The sequence below is a fragment of the Azotobacter tropicalis genome (assembly GCF_059739045.1).
This window is the reverse complement of record NZ_AP046061.1, coordinates 1-15,359: the sequence shown is the minus strand read 5'-3', so window position 1 is coordinate 15,359 and position 15,359 is coordinate 1. Positions and strand designations below refer to the sequence as shown.

General features: G+C 65.0%; 20 protein-coding genes and 3 pseudogenes. 5 read left to right on the top strand and 18 right to left on the bottom strand.

The window, feature by feature from the left end; genetic code table 11:
* Positions 1 to 40: 40 nt before the first annotated feature.
* From Atro_RS23945 to Atro_RS23865, 17 genes and pseudogenes are all read right to left on the bottom strand, one after another.
* A complete protein-coding gene (locus Atro_RS23945) occupies positions 41 to 409 on the bottom strand; it encodes a DUF3168 domain-containing protein (protein ID WP_497928062.1) in 369 nt (122 codons plus the stop codon).
* Positions 406 to 897, bottom strand: coding sequence for an HK97-gp10 family putative phage morphogenesis protein (locus Atro_RS23940; protein WP_497928061.1), 492 nt, complete (start codon positions 895 to 897; stop codon positions 406 to 408). Before Atro_RS23940 ends, Atro_RS23945 begins: the two co-directional genes overlap by 4 nt.
* Positions 890 to 1,216, bottom strand: a complete 327-nt coding sequence (locus tag Atro_RS23935; protein WP_497928060.1) for a phage head closure protein — start codon at positions 1,214 to 1,216, stop codon at positions 890 to 892. Before Atro_RS23935 ends, Atro_RS23940 begins: the two co-directional genes overlap by 8 nt.
* 1 nt (position 1,217) lies before the next feature.
* Positions 1,218 to 1,502 (bottom strand): hypothetical protein, encoded by a 285-nt coding sequence (locus tag Atro_RS23930; RefSeq protein WP_497928059.1) that lies wholly within the window; start codon positions 1,500 to 1,502, stop codon positions 1,218 to 1,220.
* 5 nt (positions 1,503 to 1,507) lie between these two features.
* Positions 1,508 to 2,059, bottom strand: coding sequence for a hypothetical protein (locus Atro_RS23925; RefSeq protein WP_497928058.1), 552 nt, complete (start codon positions 2,057 to 2,059; stop codon positions 1,508 to 1,510).
* The gene (locus Atro_RS23920; protein ID WP_497928057.1) at positions 2,059 to 2,286 is read right to left on the bottom strand and encodes a hypothetical protein; all 228 of its coding nucleotides are present in this window, start codon (positions 2,284 to 2,286) and stop codon (positions 2,059 to 2,061) included. Before Atro_RS23920 ends, Atro_RS23925 begins: the two co-directional genes overlap by 1 nt.
* Positions 2,287 to 2,342: 56 nt before the next feature.
* Entirely contained in the window at positions 2,343 to 3,659 is a 1,317-nt protein-coding gene (locus tag Atro_RS23915; protein ID WP_497928056.1) for a phage major capsid protein, read from the bottom strand.
* Positions 3,660 to 3,720: 61 nt separating this feature from the next.
* Positions 3,721 to 4,671: a S49 family peptidase gene (locus tag Atro_RS23910; RefSeq protein WP_497928055.1), complete on the bottom strand. Its 951-nt coding sequence runs from the start codon at positions 4,669 to 4,671 to the stop codon at positions 3,721 to 3,723.
* Positions 4,668 to 5,941: pseudogene (locus Atro_RS23905) on the bottom strand (phage portal protein). Before Atro_RS23905 ends, Atro_RS23910 begins: the two are co-directional and overlap by 4 nt.
* 2 nt (positions 5,942 to 5,943) lie before the next feature.
* Positions 5,944 to 6,120, bottom strand: coding sequence for a hypothetical protein (locus Atro_RS23900; protein ID WP_497928047.1), 177 nt, complete (start codon positions 6,118 to 6,120; stop codon positions 5,944 to 5,946).
* Positions 6,117 to 7,940, bottom strand: coding sequence for a terminase large subunit (locus Atro_RS23895; protein ID WP_497928046.1), 1,824 nt, complete (start codon positions 7,938 to 7,940; stop codon positions 6,117 to 6,119). Before Atro_RS23895 ends, Atro_RS23900 begins: the two co-directional genes overlap by 4 nt.
* Positions 7,903 to 8,433: a phage terminase small subunit P27 family gene (locus Atro_RS23890; protein WP_497928045.1), complete on the bottom strand. Its 531-nt coding sequence runs from the start codon at positions 8,431 to 8,433 to the stop codon at positions 7,903 to 7,905. The genes Atro_RS23895 and Atro_RS23890 overlap by 38 nt, the downstream gene beginning before the upstream one ends.
* Positions 8,434 to 8,561: 128 nt before the next feature.
* Positions 8,562 to 8,936 (bottom strand): HNH endonuclease, encoded by a 375-nt coding sequence (locus tag Atro_RS23885; protein WP_497928044.1) that lies wholly within the window; start codon positions 8,934 to 8,936, stop codon positions 8,562 to 8,564.
* Entirely contained in the window at positions 8,917 to 9,255 is a 339-nt protein-coding gene (locus Atro_RS23880; RefSeq protein ID WP_497928043.1) for a phage holin family protein, read from the bottom strand. Before Atro_RS23880 ends, Atro_RS23885 begins: the two co-directional genes overlap by 20 nt.
* A 621-nt stretch (positions 9,256 to 9,876) precedes the next feature.
* Positions 9,877 to 10,194 (bottom strand): PA0613 family protein, encoded by a 318-nt coding sequence (locus Atro_RS23875; protein WP_497928075.1) that lies wholly within the window; start codon positions 10,192 to 10,194, stop codon positions 9,877 to 9,879.
* Positions 10,195 to 10,235: 41 nt separating this feature from the next.
* Positions 10,236 to 12,429: pseudogene (locus Atro_RS23870) on the bottom strand (VapE domain-containing protein).
* Positions 12,430 to 12,433: 4 nt separating this feature from the next.
* The gene (locus Atro_RS23865) at positions 12,434 to 12,727 is read right to left on the bottom strand and encodes a hypothetical protein (RefSeq protein ID WP_497928054.1); all 294 of its coding nucleotides are present in this window, start codon (positions 12,725 to 12,727) and stop codon (positions 12,434 to 12,436) included.
* 62 nt (positions 12,728 to 12,789) lie between these two features.
* Here Atro_RS23865 and Atro_RS23860 point away from each other — a divergent pair, with 62 nt between their 5' ends.
* Entirely contained in the window at positions 12,790 to 13,023 is a 234-nt protein-coding gene (locus Atro_RS23860; RefSeq protein WP_497928053.1) for a hypothetical protein, read from the top strand.
* Between the two features lie 277 nt (positions 13,024 to 13,300).
* Here the strand turns inward: Atro_RS23860 and Atro_RS23855 are convergent, their stop codons facing one another.
* Positions 13,301 to 13,504 (bottom strand): Cro/CI family transcriptional regulator, encoded by a 204-nt coding sequence (locus tag Atro_RS23855; RefSeq protein ID WP_497928039.1) that lies wholly within the window; start codon positions 13,502 to 13,504, stop codon positions 13,301 to 13,303.
* Between the two features lie 99 nt (positions 13,505 to 13,603).
* Here Atro_RS23855 and Atro_RS23850 point away from each other — a divergent pair, with 99 nt between their 5' ends.
* The 4 genes and pseudogenes from Atro_RS23850 (at position 13,604) to Atro_RS23835 (ending at position 15,301) form a co-directional block, all read left to right on the top strand.
* Complete coding sequence (locus Atro_RS23850; RefSeq protein ID WP_497928052.1) at positions 13,604 to 13,843, top strand: helix-turn-helix domain-containing protein; 240 nt, start codon at positions 13,604 to 13,606, stop codon at positions 13,841 to 13,843.
* A gap of 127 nt (positions 13,844 to 13,970) precedes the next feature.
* Positions 13,971 to 14,255 (top strand): S24 family peptidase, encoded by a 285-nt coding sequence (locus Atro_RS23845; RefSeq protein ID WP_497928078.1) that lies wholly within the window; start codon positions 13,971 to 13,973, stop codon positions 14,253 to 14,255.
* A 22-nt stretch (positions 14,256 to 14,277) separates the two neighbouring features.
* Positions 14,278 to 14,706 carry a hypothetical protein gene (locus tag Atro_RS23840; RefSeq protein WP_497928037.1) on the top strand — a complete coding sequence of 143 codons (429 nt, stop codon included), beginning with the start codon at positions 14,278 to 14,280 and terminating at the stop codon, positions 14,704 to 14,706.
* A pseudogene (locus tag Atro_RS23835) lies at positions 14,675 to 15,301 on the top strand (BRCT domain-containing protein). Before Atro_RS23840 ends, Atro_RS23835 begins: the two are co-directional and overlap by 32 nt.
* The last annotated feature ends 58 nt before the right edge of the window (positions 15,302 to 15,359 follow it).

Sequence of the window (15,359 nt, the reverse complement as noted above, 5' to 3'; positions counted from 1 at the left end):
GGTCTCCAAATGAAAAGCCCCGCGAAGGCGGGGCGTGGGATTACGCGGGCGACTGCCAGAGCGAGTAGTCGAGGATGACGCCGTGCAGCTTGGCTGTCGGGTCATAGGTGTCCTGGTCGCCGTTGAACACGGCCTCGGACAGCGCCGAGGCTTCGATGGCGTCCTGGGCCGCATCGCCCAGGGCCTTGGCCTGGCCGTAGCTGGTCGCCCAGCAGGTGATCTGCATGCGCGCCTGGCGGGTCGCCCCCGCGCTGGTGAGCGAGCCGGGGCGCGTCCCGGCAACCAAGGTGTAGACGATGGCGGGACGCGCCTCGCCCTCCGGCAGTACGCCGGCGGCCACGCGCTGGCCGACCAGGGCGGTAACGGCAGCCGAGGCCAGCAGCGCGGTGCGCAGGTCGGCTTCGATCATCGCATTCCCTTCTCGCGGGCCAGTTTCTCGGCCTCCTTGACCACCCGTTGCTGGGCGTATTCCTCGAAGCGGCGCAACGCGGCCGGGTGCTGGGTCTCGAAGGCGGGGCGCAGGAACGGCGCGGCGGGCATTTTGGCCGTGCCGAACTCCAGGAAGATCCAGTAGAACGGGTCGTCCGGATTGTTCTGCGACGTGCCGCCGGCGGCCTTGAAGGCGCGCAGCTGCTTGCCGCCAAGCGGCTTGACGCCGACGAACACGCCGTACTTGTCCTTTTTCGAGCGCCGCACCTGTACGGCCTTGCGCACCGTGCCCGGCTTGCGGCGCGGGTCCGGCTCCTCGAGGACCGGCACCCGCGCCTGCGCGTCTTTGCGGATGACCTGGGCGGAGGCGCGCAGCGCGCCGCGCACCACCTTGGCGCCCAGGCGCTCTGGCAGGTCTTTCAGCGTGGCCTTGAGTTCCTGCAGGCCGTGCATCTGGATCTCAGCCATCGGTCAATCCCTCCTTTGCCAGGATTTCCAGTGATACCCCGCGCTCGCCCGGGTTGATGGCGGGCTGCAGGTCGAACACCCGCCCCTTGAACAGCGCCCGATCGGCAGCGGTCAGGCCGTCACGGTAACGGCAGCGGATGCGGTGGGTGATCTCGCCCTGGACCTGCTGCGCGGCCAGCAGCTCGCGACCGCTGATCGGCTCGACCGAGGCCCAGACGGTGGCGATGTCCTCCCAGCCGCCCAGCGGCTGGCCGAAGGCGTCGGTGCCGGTCTGGCGGCGCTGGAGGGTGATGCGGTGGCGAAGCGGTCCGGCGCGCATGTCAGTCCTCCATGAACACACCAAAGGCATCGCCGGAGTAAGCGGGCCGACTGACGCGATAAGTGCCTGGTCCGCTCAGCACAGCAGAGCGAGCGTCCTGCCGCAGGCTCGTGACATAGTTGTCCGCTCCAGGCGTGTCCTGAGTAACCACGAACGGTACCGAGCACGGAAGAACGCCAGGCGCGGCGCTATACAGGCCGACGGTCACACTCATGCCGGCCGGCACGACGATGTCAGTACTGGTCGCGGCCGTGTTGCCGGGCGCGAGAATGCTGGTTTGGGTCATAGCGGTCAGAACCTCGGCGGTACGGCGATATCGGCCAGCAGCGAGTCGAGAAACGATGCTGGGATCTCGGCCAGGCCTCCGCCCATCACCAGCGTTTCTCTGAACTCATGGGCGGTGGCAGCCTGCATCAGCAGCCAGCTGCGCACGCCCGCGTAGGCGTCCAGGTCGGCGCCGGCCTTATAGCGGATACGCAGCACGCCGGGCGGGCGACCGTCTGGGAAGTGCAGGAAGCTCTCTCGGCCGCCGCGCTGCAGGAAGCGGGCAACTGTCAATGGAGTGACTGTGCCGTCCGCCTGCAGCTCTCCGACCGACAGCACCTCGCTGGCCTGGCCCACATCGAGGGCATGGCCGGAATCGTAGTGCTCCGGCCAATCCTCCTCGTACTCGGCTTCGCGGATCGCGGCGCCGGTGCGGGCCTCGGCCTGAGCGGTGATGCCGGGGATGATGATCTGCTCGATCAGCACCTGCTGCAGGTCGGCGGTATCGAGGCGGCACTGCTCGGCCACCTGCTCCAGGGTCAGCACCGGCGCCCCGGTGTAGGCGATCCGCCGGGCCATCAGGGCTTCTCGTCGTCGGCCGGCTCGACAACCGCCGGATCGGCGGCCGGCGCCGGCACTTCGGCCTTGGCGGGGGTCGCCTTGGCCTTGGTCGGCGGCTGACCGGGTTTGGTGGCCACGCCGCCGTCGATCAGCGCCTGGGCCTGCTCGGCGGTGAAGCCGGCAATCTCGCCGGCGCTGTAGCCGCGCCAGGACTTGGTGAAGGTGACAGGGGTCAGCTTGCTCATGGGCAATCCTCGGAAAGCGGGAAGGATGCGCCCCGCACTCAGGCGGAGCGCGGGAATCACATGCCGGTGCCCCAGGTGACGCCGGTACCGACCGCGACGGACTCGACGTGGCGCGGGCCGAAGTCGTGCTTGGCGATCACGCGCACCAGGGTCTGGTCGCGCTGGAAGGCGCTGACCCAGTTGCCCTCGCCGTCCTTGTAGGAGGCTTCCTGGCTGAAGCTGATGACCAGGTTCTCCACCTCGCCGATGTAGCAGTCGGCGAAGTTGACAAAGTAGATCTCCGACTCGTTGGTGCCGACGCCCAGGTTGGTCGGGATCTGGGTGGTCAGCGCGAACGGGTAGCCCTTGAGCCTGCCCTGGTCGATTTCCGGGTAGGCCTTGTTGCCGTTGCCGTCACGCAGCGTCTGCAGCCAGCGGATGGTGCGCGGCGCCATGAGCCAGCCACAGGCGGACAGGTCGACGTTGGCCGCCTCGAGGCGCAGCATCAGCCCGCCGAGGAACAGGTCGATATCCGCCAGGGCGGTGCCAACGGGCATTGGCACCAGGTTACCGGCCGGCGCCCAGTATCGCAGGCCCTTGGGCAGTACGCCGGAGCCGTCGGCACGGATGAAGTGCAGGTCCTCGGACAGACCCATGCTGACGGTCAGGTCGCTGGCCACCTGCTGATCGACCCGCGGGTTGACGCCGGAGAAGGCCAGCAGATCGTTGGAGATCGGCACGATGGCGGCCGCCTTCTTCGCCGACAGCTTGAGGTCGGAGAAGGTCATGCCGGTCAGCGGGATGTCGGTCTCGGTACCGACGTAGCCGACACTGGTGTTGCCGGTGATGCGCGGCAGGGTCAGGTTGCCGTTGTTCAGCGGCAGGCTGACGGCGCCCATGCGGCGTACCACGGACTTCGGCCGCAGGGCCTCGATGACCTCGGTGGCGAAGTTCTCCGGGACCAGCACGCCGCCGGCGCCGGCGGTGACGGTGGACAGGGCCATGGCCACGTCGGCGGAGTAGCCGCCCTGCTGGGCCATCTGCGCGGCCTGCTGCTGGTTGCCCTGGGCCGCGGCCAGCAGGCGCACCATCTGGGCCATCTTGGCGCCGGCCACCGGCTTGGGCGCGTAGGGGCCTTCGATGCGGCCGGCCGGCGGGCCGGCGATGCCCTGGGCGCTCTCGACGACCGGCACGGCGGCAGCCGCGGCGGCGCGCTCGGCAATCTCGGCGCGGCCGATCTTGTCGGTCAGGGCATTGATCCGGGATTCCAGCTCGGCGAACTGAGCCAGCTGCTCGGCGCTGAGCGTCTCGCCGCCGGCTTCGAGCTTGGCCAGGGCCTGCAGCTCGTCGTTGAGCTTGGCGCGTTCGCTGCGCAGTTGAAGTACAAGGGACATGCGTGCCTCCTGGGCATGAAAAAGCCCGCACGGGCGGGCTGGTTGACTGCCGCGAACGCGGTCAGAGTCGGGATTGGATGTCGAGCGCGGCGGCACGCAGGCCGATGCGACCGCCCTGGCGGGTGGAGCGGCTGAGGGCGACCGCCCGGGACAGGTCGTCGACGGCGTCCTGCGGGCTCTGCAGGCGGTCGGCCAGGCCGGCGGCGATGCCCGCCTTGCCGCGGAACAGGCCGGCCTCGGTGGCGATCACCCGCTCGACCGGCAGGCCGCGATACTCGGCCACGGCGCTGACGAACAGCTGGTAGCTCTCCTGCACCAGGTCATGCAGGTACTGCAGCGACTGGTCGCTGAGCGGCTCGTGCGGGCTGAGGTCGTTCTTGTGGGCGCCGGCGAACACGGTGGTGACCTTCACCCCCATGTTCTCCTCCATCTTGGAGCGGTCCATGTGGCTGGCGATCACCCCGATGGAGCCGACGCCGCTGGTCTGGCTGACCACCAGCTCACTGCAGGCGCTGCCGATCAGGTAGCCGCCGCTGTAGGCCATGTAGTTGACGATGCCGGTGATGGGCTTCTGCCGGGCCAGGGCGCGGATATCGGCGGCCAGCTCGAAGGCTCCGGTGGCGGCGCCGCCGGGGCTGTCGATGTCCAGCACGATATGCTCGACCAGCGGGTCGGCGACCGCCTGGCGCAGTTGCTGCCGCAGGCCTTCGTAACTGGTCATGGTCTCGCAGGCGTTGATGTGGCTGCCGCGGCTGACCAGCACGCCGTGCACCGGCAGCACCTCGACGCCTGTCTTGGCGATGGCGGCGCGGCGCTGCTCCTCAGCGACGGCCAGGCGCTCGGCATAGCTGTCGTCGTCCTCCATCAGCTTGGCGTTGCCGGCGGCGCCGATGTTGACGATGTTGAGGTTCATCGCCTGGTTGGCCCAGCGCACCCCCAGATCGAGCATGTCGGGCGCGACCAGTAGCGGCTGGTTGAACAGCAGGCTGGACGTGCGCAGGTAGTGTTTCATTGCGCCAGGATCCTCTCGATTTCGCGCTGCTGCAGCTCGAGCTGCGCCCGCGTGTTGGGGTTGGTCAGGTCGGGCGTACCCTTGCCAGCGTCGACCATATTGAGCGGCTGCAGGTAGATGTCGCCGCCCGTGACCGGGGCATGTTCTCCAGCCTGCGGATGTCGTTGACGCTCAGCCAGCCCCACTGGCGGCCGATGGCGTAGGCCTCGTAGCGGCTCTTCTGGTCGCCGCGCAGCAGGCCGGACAGGTTGAACTCGATGAAGTGCGTGCGCCGGTCGGCCGGCAGCAGGAAGTCGCGCATCATCGCCTGCTCGTGCCGCTTCACCCAGGGCAGCAGGCCGAACACCACGAACTGGATCAGCAACTGCTCGATGGTGTTGTAGTTGGCCTTCTCCAAGTCGTTGACCATGGGCAGCGGGATCTTGTAGATCCGCGCCACGTCGACGGCCGTCAGCTTGAGGACGCCGACGATCTCGGCATCGACGTTGGTCATGGAGATCGGCTTGAAGGTCATGCCTTCCTGCAGCAGGGCCACCTTCTTGGCGTTGTCCATGCCGCCGTACTTGCTGCCCCACTGGTCGAGGATGCGGTCGATGGTGCCCTGGTCCTTGATCGCCGAGGCCTCGCGCGGGCGCTCGATAACACCGGAGACGGCCGCGCCGTTGGCGAAGGACTTGCCGGTGTACTGGCGCACGGCCTGGGCCAGCCCCACCGCGTCGGCATGCAGCTCGATCGGCGACAGGCCGGTGTAGTGGTTGCCGCTGATCCAGCGCACATGGTGGATCTGCCGCATCGGCAGACGCTCGGCAAAGCTGCCGACCTGGTAGTAGGGCAGCAGGTCGGCGCCCTTGCAGACCACCACCTTGTCGTTGAGCAGCGGCCAGAGGCCGATGACGTTTCCGTCGCCGCGGCGCTCGATCAGGCTGAAGGCATTGCCACGCAGGCCGGCGGCCATCTGCAGGCACTCGCGCAGCTCGTAGGGCGTCTGGAAGCCATTGGGCTGGTAGCGCAGCACGTCGTACAGCGGATGGTTGATGGCCGCCTCGCGCTGGCCGTTGTCCTGCCGGCGGTACAGCTCCAGCGGCAGCTGGGCGACGCTCTCGGCCAGCAGGGTGACGCAGTTCTGCAGGATCGGCAGGGCCAGGGCGCTGTCCGGGGTGACGGTAACGCCGGCACTGGTGCGGCCGCTACCGATCAGGCCACGCCAGAATCCGCTGTCCGGATTGGTCAGCGTGCCCTGCCCGGCGCCCAGCAGGCTGGAAAAGAACATGCTCAGCCTCCCCGCTTGAGGTGCGCCACGGCCTGGTCGGCCCGCCAGGCCCAGGCCAGCAAGCCAACTCCGGCCACGATGAAGGCCAAGGGCAGATGGAACAGGGCCACGCCGAACACCAGCAGGCCGAAGCCGGCCAGCCCGGCGAGCCAGGACAGCAGCACCAGTACGATTGTCATATGCCTACGCCCTCGTCGTAGATGGAGGAGCCGCCGTCGCCCGCGGCCGAGCCGCTGACGCCGGTGGCCATGAGTGCCGCCACGATGCCGTCGATGCGGCCGATGGCCTTGACCTTGTCGACCTTGCGGTTGCCCGCCGGATCGGAAACGGTGACGGCGTTGCCGGCATTCCAGGTCAGCACCGGGTTGCCGTCGTGACGCAGGGTCTCGACCTCGGGCGCCTCGCTGGCCAGCAGCTGGTAGTCGTCCGGGTCCAGGTCGATGATTTCGCCCTCGGGCTCGGGCGCTTGGCCGAGCAGGCGGCGCTCGAACTCGTCGACCGCCGGGCCCATGTCCTTGAAGCCCTGGCCGAAGCCGACCATCTCCGGCAGGACGATGTCGTGCTCGCTCATCAGCTCGCGCAGGTCCTCGATCCGCCAGCGGTCGTAGGCGATCTGACGCACCTCGAAGTAGTCGCAGATGGTCTGCAGCCGGCGCAAAACGTGCAGCTTGCTGATCGCCCGCCCGGGCGTGGTTTCCAGGTGCTTGTCCTTGATCCAGACGCTGTAGGGCACCTTGTCCCGCCGCTCGCGCTCCTCGAGCTGATGGTCGGGAATCCAGAAGTACGGCAGCAGCCGCCAGTGCGGATCGGCGGCCGTCGGGTAGAACAGCAGGACGAAGGATGTCAGGTCGGTGGTGCTCGACAGGTCGAGGCCGGCCACCGCCGGGCGGTTGCGCAGCACCCGCATGGGCACGCGCTCCTCGGCCTGGCTCCAGACGTCCCAGCTGATCCAGGGGGAATCGGCCTGCGTCCACTCGCAGAAGTTGAGGCGCCGGACCACCGCTTCCTTGGCGGGCAGGCCGCGCGCCTCTTGCACCTGCTCGCGCAGGTACTTGCGCCCGGGGATGCCGTCGGTCTGGCCCTCGAGGATGAAGTCCAGCGAGGGGTTGACCTTCGGCCAGCAGGCCTCGTCCTTGAACGGGTCGTCGCCTTCGTCAAGCGAGCAGATGAAGGCGAACAGGGTGTCGTTGTCCTCCTGGCCAGCACAGACGCGCACGCCCAGGTCGTGATACTGGCCGCAGACGGTCTTCTTGTCCGAGCCGCTGTTGGTGATCATCACGATCATCGCGCGGCGTCGGAACTTGGTGCCGGCGCGCATCATGTTCACGGCACTGGCCGTCTTGTGTTCGTGCAGCTCGTCGAGCAGGCCGATGTGCGGACGCGGGCCGGACTGGCCTTCGTCGGAGCTGATCGGCCGAAAGAAGCTGTTGGTGTTCGGGTAGAACAGGTTCCAGACTTTCTCGTCTCGGCCAGACTGCACCAAGCGGCTCTGCAGCGCCTTGGACATGTTGACCATGCTCACCGCGTCGCGGAACAGGATCTGCGCTTGGTCTTTCTTGGTCGCCGCCGCGTAGATCTCGGCGCGCTGCTCACCGTCGGCCATCAGCCCGTACAGGCCGATGCCGGCCACCAGCGGAGACTTTCCCGACCCTTTGCCGGTCTCGATGTAGGCCGTGCGGAAGCGGCGGTAGCCGTCGTCTGTGTACCAGCCGAACAGGCTGCCGACCACGAAGGCCTGCCAGGGCGCGAGGATGAAGGGCAACCCCTCGTAGTCGCCGCCGTTGAGGCAGAGCACGTCCTCGAAGAAGCCCATGGCCCGGTCGGCCGCCTCCTGGTTCCAGACCAGCCCGCGCAGGGCGCCGGCCTCCAGGTCGCGCAGGTGCCGACGGCAGGCGTTGCGCACGTCCGGACCGGCGACGATCTTGCCGGCCAGCACGGCCTGGGCGAAGGCGCTGACCCGATCAGGAGAAGTATCGGTCTGCGGCGTCTCGTGGCTCATGGGGGAACAGCTCACCCTGGGGCGCGGCAGGCTTGAGCCCCCGACGCGCTAGCGGCGTGAACCCGAACTGGCGACCAATATCATCGGCCCGGCGCTGGGCGTCGTTGCGCAGCTTGCGCCAGATGGAGAGATCCTTGGCGCCTGTGCGGTATGTCTGCACATCACCACCGCGCGGCGTCAGCGCGCTGTTATTGAACTCGCGAATCAGCAAGGTGAACCGGCGATACTCGGTCACCGCCTCGCAGTACTGCGCCAGAGCTTGGCCATCCAGGCGAGAAACCAAGCCCAGCGTGAGCAGATCCTCAATCAGCCGATCCCATTCACGACTGGCATCCTCATCCAACCAATCGGGCTTGTCTGGCGCAGCTACTGGAACCGCTGGATTGGCGGCCTCATCTTGCAGCTCATGGAGATTGCGCTTGCTCCGATTGCCGGTCAGCAGATGGACTACCGCCGGTTTCGGCGGGCGGCCAGAATTCGAATTCCCAGCCATAAGAACACCTCAGATTTCATGTAGGGACACCTTTATCCGGAAAGGGGCACCCCCCATTTTTCCCGGCGTTGCGAGAAGACTTCAGGGCGCGGTCTAGAACGGAAAGGGTCTGAAGTTTTTCACCCCCCCTACCCCTGGCGGTTCCAGTGGTGGCGAGGATCGAGCGGCCTGCCGTCAGCGCTGCAGCCGGCCAAGCGCCCAGACTTCTCCAGGCGCTGCTTGACCGAGTCGTGGCAGTGCTTGCACAGCGACTGCCAGTTGTCCCGCGACCAGAACAACCGCCAAGCCTCGGCGATCTGCGCAGGATCACCGCTCGCCTTCGCCTCGGTCAGACGCGGCGGCTGCTTGTGGTCGACGACCGAAGCCGGCACGGGCCGCGCCTCGGTGCTGCACATCGAGCAGCAGGGATGCCGGCGCAGGTGATCCTCCCGAGCCAGCTGCCAGCGATAGCCGTAGCCCCGCGAGGCTGACGTGCCGCGCCGGTCAGGCCCGCGAGTCGACATCACCCAGCCCCGCCCGCTTCGCCAGCCAGCGCGCATACAGCGCCCCGGCGATATCCGCCCCCAGCAGACCGACCACAATGCCGATGCCGCCGGAGATCCACACATCACCGATCAGCGAGTGCGCGATGAACAGCGACGCCATGCCGAACAGCGCAGACGACCCAAACCGCAACAGCACTCGCTTGACGATCTCGCCGACCGCCACGCCGGCGGCATCCGCCTGGCGCATCTCGCCGACCAGACCGGCTACCGCAATCAGGAGCAGCATCCAGGTGGGCAAATCAGCCAGTGACGGCTGGACTCCTTGCTCGACCGCCATGCCGGTCCTCCTCGAAGAAAAAAGCCCGCAGGGGGAGCGGGCAAGAGCGACCAGGCCGGCCGCAGTGATAGGTGCCGGCTGACGCCGGCGTGGTGCAGGTGACCAGGGCGGGGAACCCCACAGCACCGGGAGAAAATAAAAACCCGGCGCGATGGCCGGGTTTGCTGGATCGGGTGGAGCCGCTTGCTGTGCTCGCACCTATACAAGAATGACGACTTTTTACCCCTCGATTCGCATGGCAGCAATCCCTTTTCGCTGCCATCCCATCAATATCCCTGTTACGTCCGCTGAACATCCTTGGTACGTCGTAAATTCTCCCTATTGGATTTCAGCTTTTTCCTTCCCTGCCCTGTATGACTCACCTTAAAAAAACAGGCTAGACGCTATAACACATTGAATTTATTAGCCTTGTACTACTGTCCTACCTGTCCTCATGATTTATCGCGTATAGGGCTAAAGAATGCTGCGCGTAATGCGCGCATTCACTATGCGCGCCCACCTGCGCGGGTGCGTTGCAGGTGGGACAGTGGGACAACGCCAGAAACCACGCAGCCCGCAGGCGGCCCGCCAGCGAAAACGCTAGCGGGACAAGGCAAGGCAGCCGGACAGCGACAGGCAGACTCACGCCGCCATCCTCTTCCGCAGCTCGGCCAAGATATTTCGATGCGCCGTATCCAGCGCGCGGTAATAGGCATCGATGCGCGGATAGCCCAGCGCACTGGCCTTTTGAGCCACCGTGCTCAACGGATCACCACGGTAATGCTCGTGCACCAGGCGGAACAGGTCATAGCGCAAACCGTTGACCACCAGATCTACCTGGGCCAGGTCATCATCCATCAGCACCCGGCTCCCTCGGGTACCCCGGATCAGCTCGCCCCGGCAGTCCATCAGCATGGCGATCAGGTTGCCGCCGCCGAAGCCGCCCGCATAACCATCCACCTGCTCGCCCCAGCGCTTGAGCACGTCGTCGATAGACTTGATCAAAACGGCGTCTCCTCCGGCTCGCTGGCGACCTTCCAGCTGGCCGGCCGCTGGTAACCCACGGCCGAACACCGCTGCGCGTCGACGCTGGCAGCCGCTTACGCCGCCAGCCCAAGCGATGCATGATGTGCCCCACCCGCATCTGCTCCGGCTTGCCCCAGTGCCCGTAGTCCAGGTTCAGCGCGCCGCGCAACACCTGGTCGCCGGTGACGGCTTCGCCCCTCGACGGATCTTCCAGCCACTCCCGGATCGGGTGCTCCCACTGGTCCACCGTGTAGCGGGCATCCTGCTCCTCGGCGAACTGGTCGGCCTCGCCCCGCTCAACCCACCAGCCCTCGCCGGCCTGGAAGCGGAACATCGCCTCGGCCCACAACTGGTCGCGAAGCTCCCGCAGCGCTTCCAGCTCCACCTTCTGACAGGTCACCGGCCAGTAACGACGGTTGCCGGTGGTGTCCTTCAGGTACTCCTCCTGGTTGGTCGTGCCGGCGAAAACACACTGGCGTGGCACGTCCAGCACCCGGCGGCCGTAGCTCTCCCGGTAGGTATCGACGGACGCCGAGAAGAACTGCTTGGCCCGGGTCGACTCGGCCTTGTTGAAGCTGTCCAGCTCGCCGAGCTCGACGATCCACTTGCCGCGGATCACCTGGAAGCCGTCCTTGTCGCCCAGGTTGAACGGCGTATCCATGAACCACTCGCCGCCCAGGACCGACAGCGCCGTGGACTTGCCCGCACCCTGCGCGCCCTCGAGGATCAGCACCGCATCCGCCTTGCAGCCCGGCCTCATCACCCGCGCCACGGCCGAGATCAGCCAGCGCTTGCCCACCTTCATGCTGTAGGGCGACAGCGGCACGCCGAAGATCAGATGCAGCCAGCTCTCCAGACGCGCCACCCGGTCCCATTCCAGCCCCTGCAGATACTCCCGCACCGGGTGGAAGGCATGGTCGTTGGCGACCACGCTGACCGCCTCGACCACGCTGGGCGCCTTCACCCGCAGGTTGTACTGCTCGGCCAGCCACATCACCACGCGCGCATCGTCCAGGTCGCTCCACTCTCCCACTCCGCCGCCATAGGGCGGCGAACGGCGCTTCACGATCTTCGAACTGAAGGCGTTGTAGGCGATCACCCCGGCCCAGCGCTCGTCATTGCCCAGGATCAGGGCCACATTGAAGGCATGGGCGATCAAGGCGCCGGACTCGCTGCGCTGCAGCTTGTCCTTCCAGCCGCCGGCCGCCGGCGGACGAACCACCGCCAGCACCTGCCGGCGCACCGTTTCCAGCCCTCGACGACGTGCAGATCGTTGAAGTCGGTCCACTTCTCCTCGCGCCTGGCGCCGAACACCGGCACCACCACCTGGCCGCCGAGGATGGTGGCGGCGTTCGTGGCCTTCTCCACGCCCGGATTCCACGGCTCGCCGTTCGGGCGGGTGGTCTTCCAGTCGTCGTCGGCGCAGAAGATCAGCGGCCGGCCGGGGAACTGCTCCCGCAGCGTCTTGCCCACCGGCAGCAGGTTGCCGGCGTCGAAGGTGATCGCCACGGCACAGCCGGTCGCCATGTGCAGGCTTGCGCCGGTGGCGTAACCCTCGCACAACAAGAGCGGCTCGCCCGGCTCCGGGTGCGGGCCGATCAGATGGAACGCCCCCTCCTTCGCCATGCCGGCCGGCCAGTAGGTCTTGTCGCGGCCCAACTGTTCCTGCTTCTGCGGGTAGATCACCTGCAGCCCGGCCAGCTCGCCGCGGGCGGTACGCATCGGCACCAGGACGGCCCCGCTCCTCGGCGCATAGCGCACCCCGAAGCCGACCACCTGCTTGCGTTGCAGATAGGCGCTCGCGCCCTTCTCCGCCATCCTTGGCCACAAGGCCGCTGCCCGCCTGGCCGCGCGCCGCGCAGCGTGCCGTTGCGCCTCCGCGGCCCGGCGCTTGGCCTCCTCCTGGCGGGCGCGCATCAGCTCGCGCTCCTCGTCGGTCAGCCGCACGCCCTTGATCTTGATCTTCTCCGACGCCCCCAGACGCCAGTTGCCGTAGGCGCCGAAGACCAGCGTCTCGCCCTGCTCGGTCCGGTACTCGTGGACGATGTACCAGCCCGTGCGGGCCTTGCCCTTGTCGCCCTCGGCCTTCACCCGGGTCAGCTTGCCGAAACAAAGCGGCAGCTCGACCTCCAGGCCGAACTGCCGGAACTGCTCCAGAACGTCGTCCATGCGCTCAACCATGAGAGGCCTCCGCTCCCTGGTTGCTCATATGGACATGCAGCGCTCGGCGCCACAGGCCAACCCCCACCCGTACAATGCGGGCCGCGAGCTTGCGGGCTTCGCCCAGCTCCTGCGCATCGATCTTTCCATCGGAGATATGCGAGGCCACCGTCTGCGCGGCGTCTGCAGCCGTGTGCAGCACCTCACCGGCGCCGGCCACCAGCAAGGTCACCTCAGCCTCCTCCTCATAGGGAGCGGTGCTGAACCACTGCGAGTCGCCGAGTTCTGCATGGAAGCTATCCAGCACGATCGCACGCCCCTCGGGCTCACATAGCGCAGAAAGTCCATCAGCTCGATGGTATTGAGGTTATGGCCTGGGTGGCCTGCGTCGAACTTGTGCGCCATGGTCGTCGGATTGCGGTTGAAGGCATAGGCAAAGCCCGTCACTCCACCGCGGCACATCGACTCATTGCGGGAAACGAGATAGAGCGCATCCGGCAGGGTCATCACCTCCCGGTCAAGGCGCTCGAATTGATCGGCGAACGAACGTCGCATTGGCATTTACTCCCCGATGCTGCCAGTGCCACGCCCCGCCTGCTCTGATACAGTCGCGCCGTGGTCACTCGCAAGCGTGGTCACATTTGGCAGGCGACGGTTCTATGGTGGAGATGCCGCCTGCTCCCCGAGCGACGGGTAGAAGCTCCTGCTGCCACCCGTCGTGACAGCCAGCCCCTCTGTGGTGGAGAAGCTGGCAACCCAGGGCATCCGTGCCCTGGTGGATGTGGATGGCATGCCGTTGGTACGTGGTGTGCTCGGTGGCATGCCAACCACATCGCCCGGAGCCCTTGTGGTGAGGACGCTGGGCAGGCCGGGCGGCTGGTTAGGCCGCCTGGTTTTTATCAGGACTGCAAGATCCTGCAGAGTCGCCTACTAGGAGCTTCCCACCAGACAAAATCTGAAGCTGATACTGCCTCATTTGCGGAACACGTTCGCCCCACTGGGAAACAGCGGCGGGCGATATGCCAAGCGCAGCAGCAAGCTTTGACTTACACCCAAAGTAGGCTACGGCGTCAGTTATGAGCATGTTTTTACCTCCTTAAGCCTTGCCCAAAATTTAAGAGCATTTAAAAAATCATTGCAACCACAAAAGCAAACTTAACCTAACATTGGTTAAGCTCTCTTAATGCAAACAATCTCAGAACGCATCGCTTACGCGATCACCACATGCGGCAAAAAGCCAGGCGATTTAGCCAAGGAAATTGGTATTTCCGCAGCTCGCATCAGCCAGCTCAAAGACGGCATTGGCAGTGTTAAGGCTGAGCACCTTTTCCCCCTGGCTAGAGCAACCAACGTCTCAGCCCAGTGGCTTGCAGAGGGCACGGAGAGCAGAGGCACAATGTCACCGATACCGATTACGCCTTGATCCCGCAGCACACAGCGAAAGGCTCGGCCGGCAATGGCCATATGAATGACCACGTCGAGGTAAAGGAAGCCTGGTCTTCAAGCGCGATTGGCTAAAACGCATGGGCCTCAAGGAAGGCAACTTGAGCGTGTTCTACGCCAGCGGCTTCAGCATGGCCCCCACGATAGATGATGGAGATGTGGTGCTGCTCGATGAAAGCCAGACCACTCCCCAGAACCGACATATCTACGCTATTCGTCGGCCAGATGGCGAACTGATCATCAAGCGCCTGATCCTGACAATGACCAATGGCTGGGTCATCCGCAGCGACAACGAAGACAAACGCCAATACCCTGACGAAATCGCCACCGACACCGAAGTCGGCCATCTACAGATCATCGGCCGCATTGTCTGGCATGGCGGCGCTCTATAACCCCCCTTGCAGGAAGCCACGGATGAAGATCCGCCGAGACATCAGCACTCCAATCAGAACAGGACTGTCATGGCATGAAACATGGGCCGCGGAAGACAGAGGCCTAATCAAGTGCTGGGAAAATGGCAGAACCAAGGCTGCCGCAGATGAAGGACTGGTCGAAAAATGCAGAGCTGGAGAACTGCCGCCCTCAGCCTGGAAAGGTGGCGTCAGCCGTCAATTGAAAAAGCGAGAGAAATTCGGATCACTCAATTATCTCGCCGAATGGCAAGGCTTGCGTGGTGAGGATCTGAATATCGACCTGGGCGCAGAGCTTACAATCACCTGTACCCGCACGGGCATGATTTTGACCTATACCGCCGATCACTCTAAATACGCGAACCAACAAACCGACAATGACGACAAGGGAGAAAGCTCGGATGGTGGACCTGCACCAGGAGTTCAGGAATAGTCGCTTTTTTTCATGAGAAGCGGATCGATAGGCGCTCTGTAGATGCCTTGATTGGCCTTGCCGCTGGCATGACAGCCGACGGATCGATCAACCAGCACGAGGCCACATTTCTAAAAAGCTGGATCGAGGGCAACCTCAACCACATCGATGACCCGTTGTGAATATCCTTTACCGCCGCTTGGCAGACATGCTGAGTGACGGCATCCTCGATCAAGAAGAGTCAGCCGAACTGCTCGACATGCTGCAACAGTTTTCAGGCCTGCAGCTTGGCACCTCCCACCCCTTCATCGCCTCCACAACCCTGCCTCTCGACAAGCCCGCCCCAACGCTCACTTGGCATGGGCGCATATTCATTTTCACTGGTGTCATGGCCTACGGCCTCGAAAAGAGTGCGAGGCACTGGTCATCGAGCGGGGCGGCCTGATCGGAGCAAGCGTCAGCAAAAAGATCAATTTTTGGTGTAGGCAGCGTTGGCAATGAGCAGTGGCTGCATAGCAGCTATGGAAACAAGATCAAGAAGGCAGTCGAATTGCGCGAAAATGGATGCAAAATTGCCATAATCAGTGAGGATTTTTGGCAAAAAAGCCATCTTTGAATAGCAGGATCAAATTAGCCATAAAATAAGTTTTCTTAAATAATATCGTTAAGTTTGA

Bases quoted from the DNA above. Each gene is read 5' to 3' on its own strand.
- Atro_RS23945 (WP_497928062.1), bottom strand. From the start codon at position 409: ATGATCGAAGCCGACCTGCGCACCGCGCTGCTGGCCTCGGCTGCCGTT.
- Atro_RS23895 (WP_497928046.1), bottom strand. From the start codon at position 7,940: ATGAGCCACGAGACGCCGCAGACCGATACTTCTCCTGATCGGGTCAGC.
- Atro_RS23840 (WP_497928037.1), top strand. From the start codon at position 14,278: ATGAAGATCCGCCGAGACATCAGCACTCCAATCAGAACAGGACTGTCA.
- Atro_RS23880 (WP_497928043.1), bottom strand. From the start codon at position 9,255: ATGGCGGTCGAGCAAGGAGTCCAGCCGTCACTGGCTGATTTGCCCACC.
- Atro_RS23920 (WP_497928057.1), bottom strand. From the start codon at position 2,286: ATGAGCAAGCTGACCCCTGTCACCTTCACCAAGTCCTGGCGCGGCTAC.
- Atro_RS23890 (WP_497928045.1), bottom strand. From the start codon at position 8,433: ATGGCTGGGAATTCGAATTCTGGCCGCCCGCCGAAACCGGCGGTAGTC.
- Atro_RS23860 (WP_497928053.1), top strand. From the start codon at position 12,790: ATGGCCTGGGTGGCCTGCGTCGAACTTGTGCGCCATGGTCGTCGGATT.
- Atro_RS23850 (WP_497928052.1), top strand. From the start codon at position 13,604: ATGCAAACAATCTCAGAACGCATCGCTTACGCGATCACCACATGCGGC.
- Atro_RS23915 (WP_497928056.1), bottom strand. From the start codon at position 3,659: ATGTCCCTTGTACTTCAACTGCGCAGCGAACGCGCCAAGCTCAACGAC.
- Atro_RS23910 (WP_497928055.1), bottom strand. From the start codon at position 4,671: ATGAAACACTACCTGCGCACGTCCAGCCTGCTGTTCAACCAGCCGCTA.
- Atro_RS23935 (WP_497928060.1), bottom strand. From the start codon at position 1,216: ATGCGCGCCGGACCGCTTCGCCACCGCATCACCCTCCAGCGCCGCCAG.
- Atro_RS23925 (WP_497928058.1), bottom strand. From the start codon at position 2,059: ATGGCCCGGCGGATCGCCTACACCGGGGCGCCGGTGCTGACCCTGGAG.
- Atro_RS23900 (WP_497928047.1), bottom strand. From the start codon at position 6,120: ATGACAATCGTACTGGTGCTGCTGTCCTGGCTCGCCGGGCTGGCCGGC.
- Atro_RS23855 (WP_497928039.1), bottom strand. From the start codon at position 13,504: ATGCTCATAACTGACGCCGTAGCCTACTTTGGGTGTAAGTCAAAGCTT.
- Atro_RS23940 (WP_497928061.1), bottom strand. From the start codon at position 897: ATGGCTGAGATCCAGATGCACGGCCTGCAGGAACTCAAGGCCACGCTG.
- Atro_RS23930 (WP_497928059.1), bottom strand. From the start codon at position 1,502: ATGACCCAAACCAGCATTCTCGCGCCCGGCAACACGGCCGCGACCAGT.
- Atro_RS23885 (WP_497928044.1), bottom strand. From the start codon at position 8,936: ATGTCGACTCGCGGGCCTGACCGGCGCGGCACGTCAGCCTCGCGGGGC.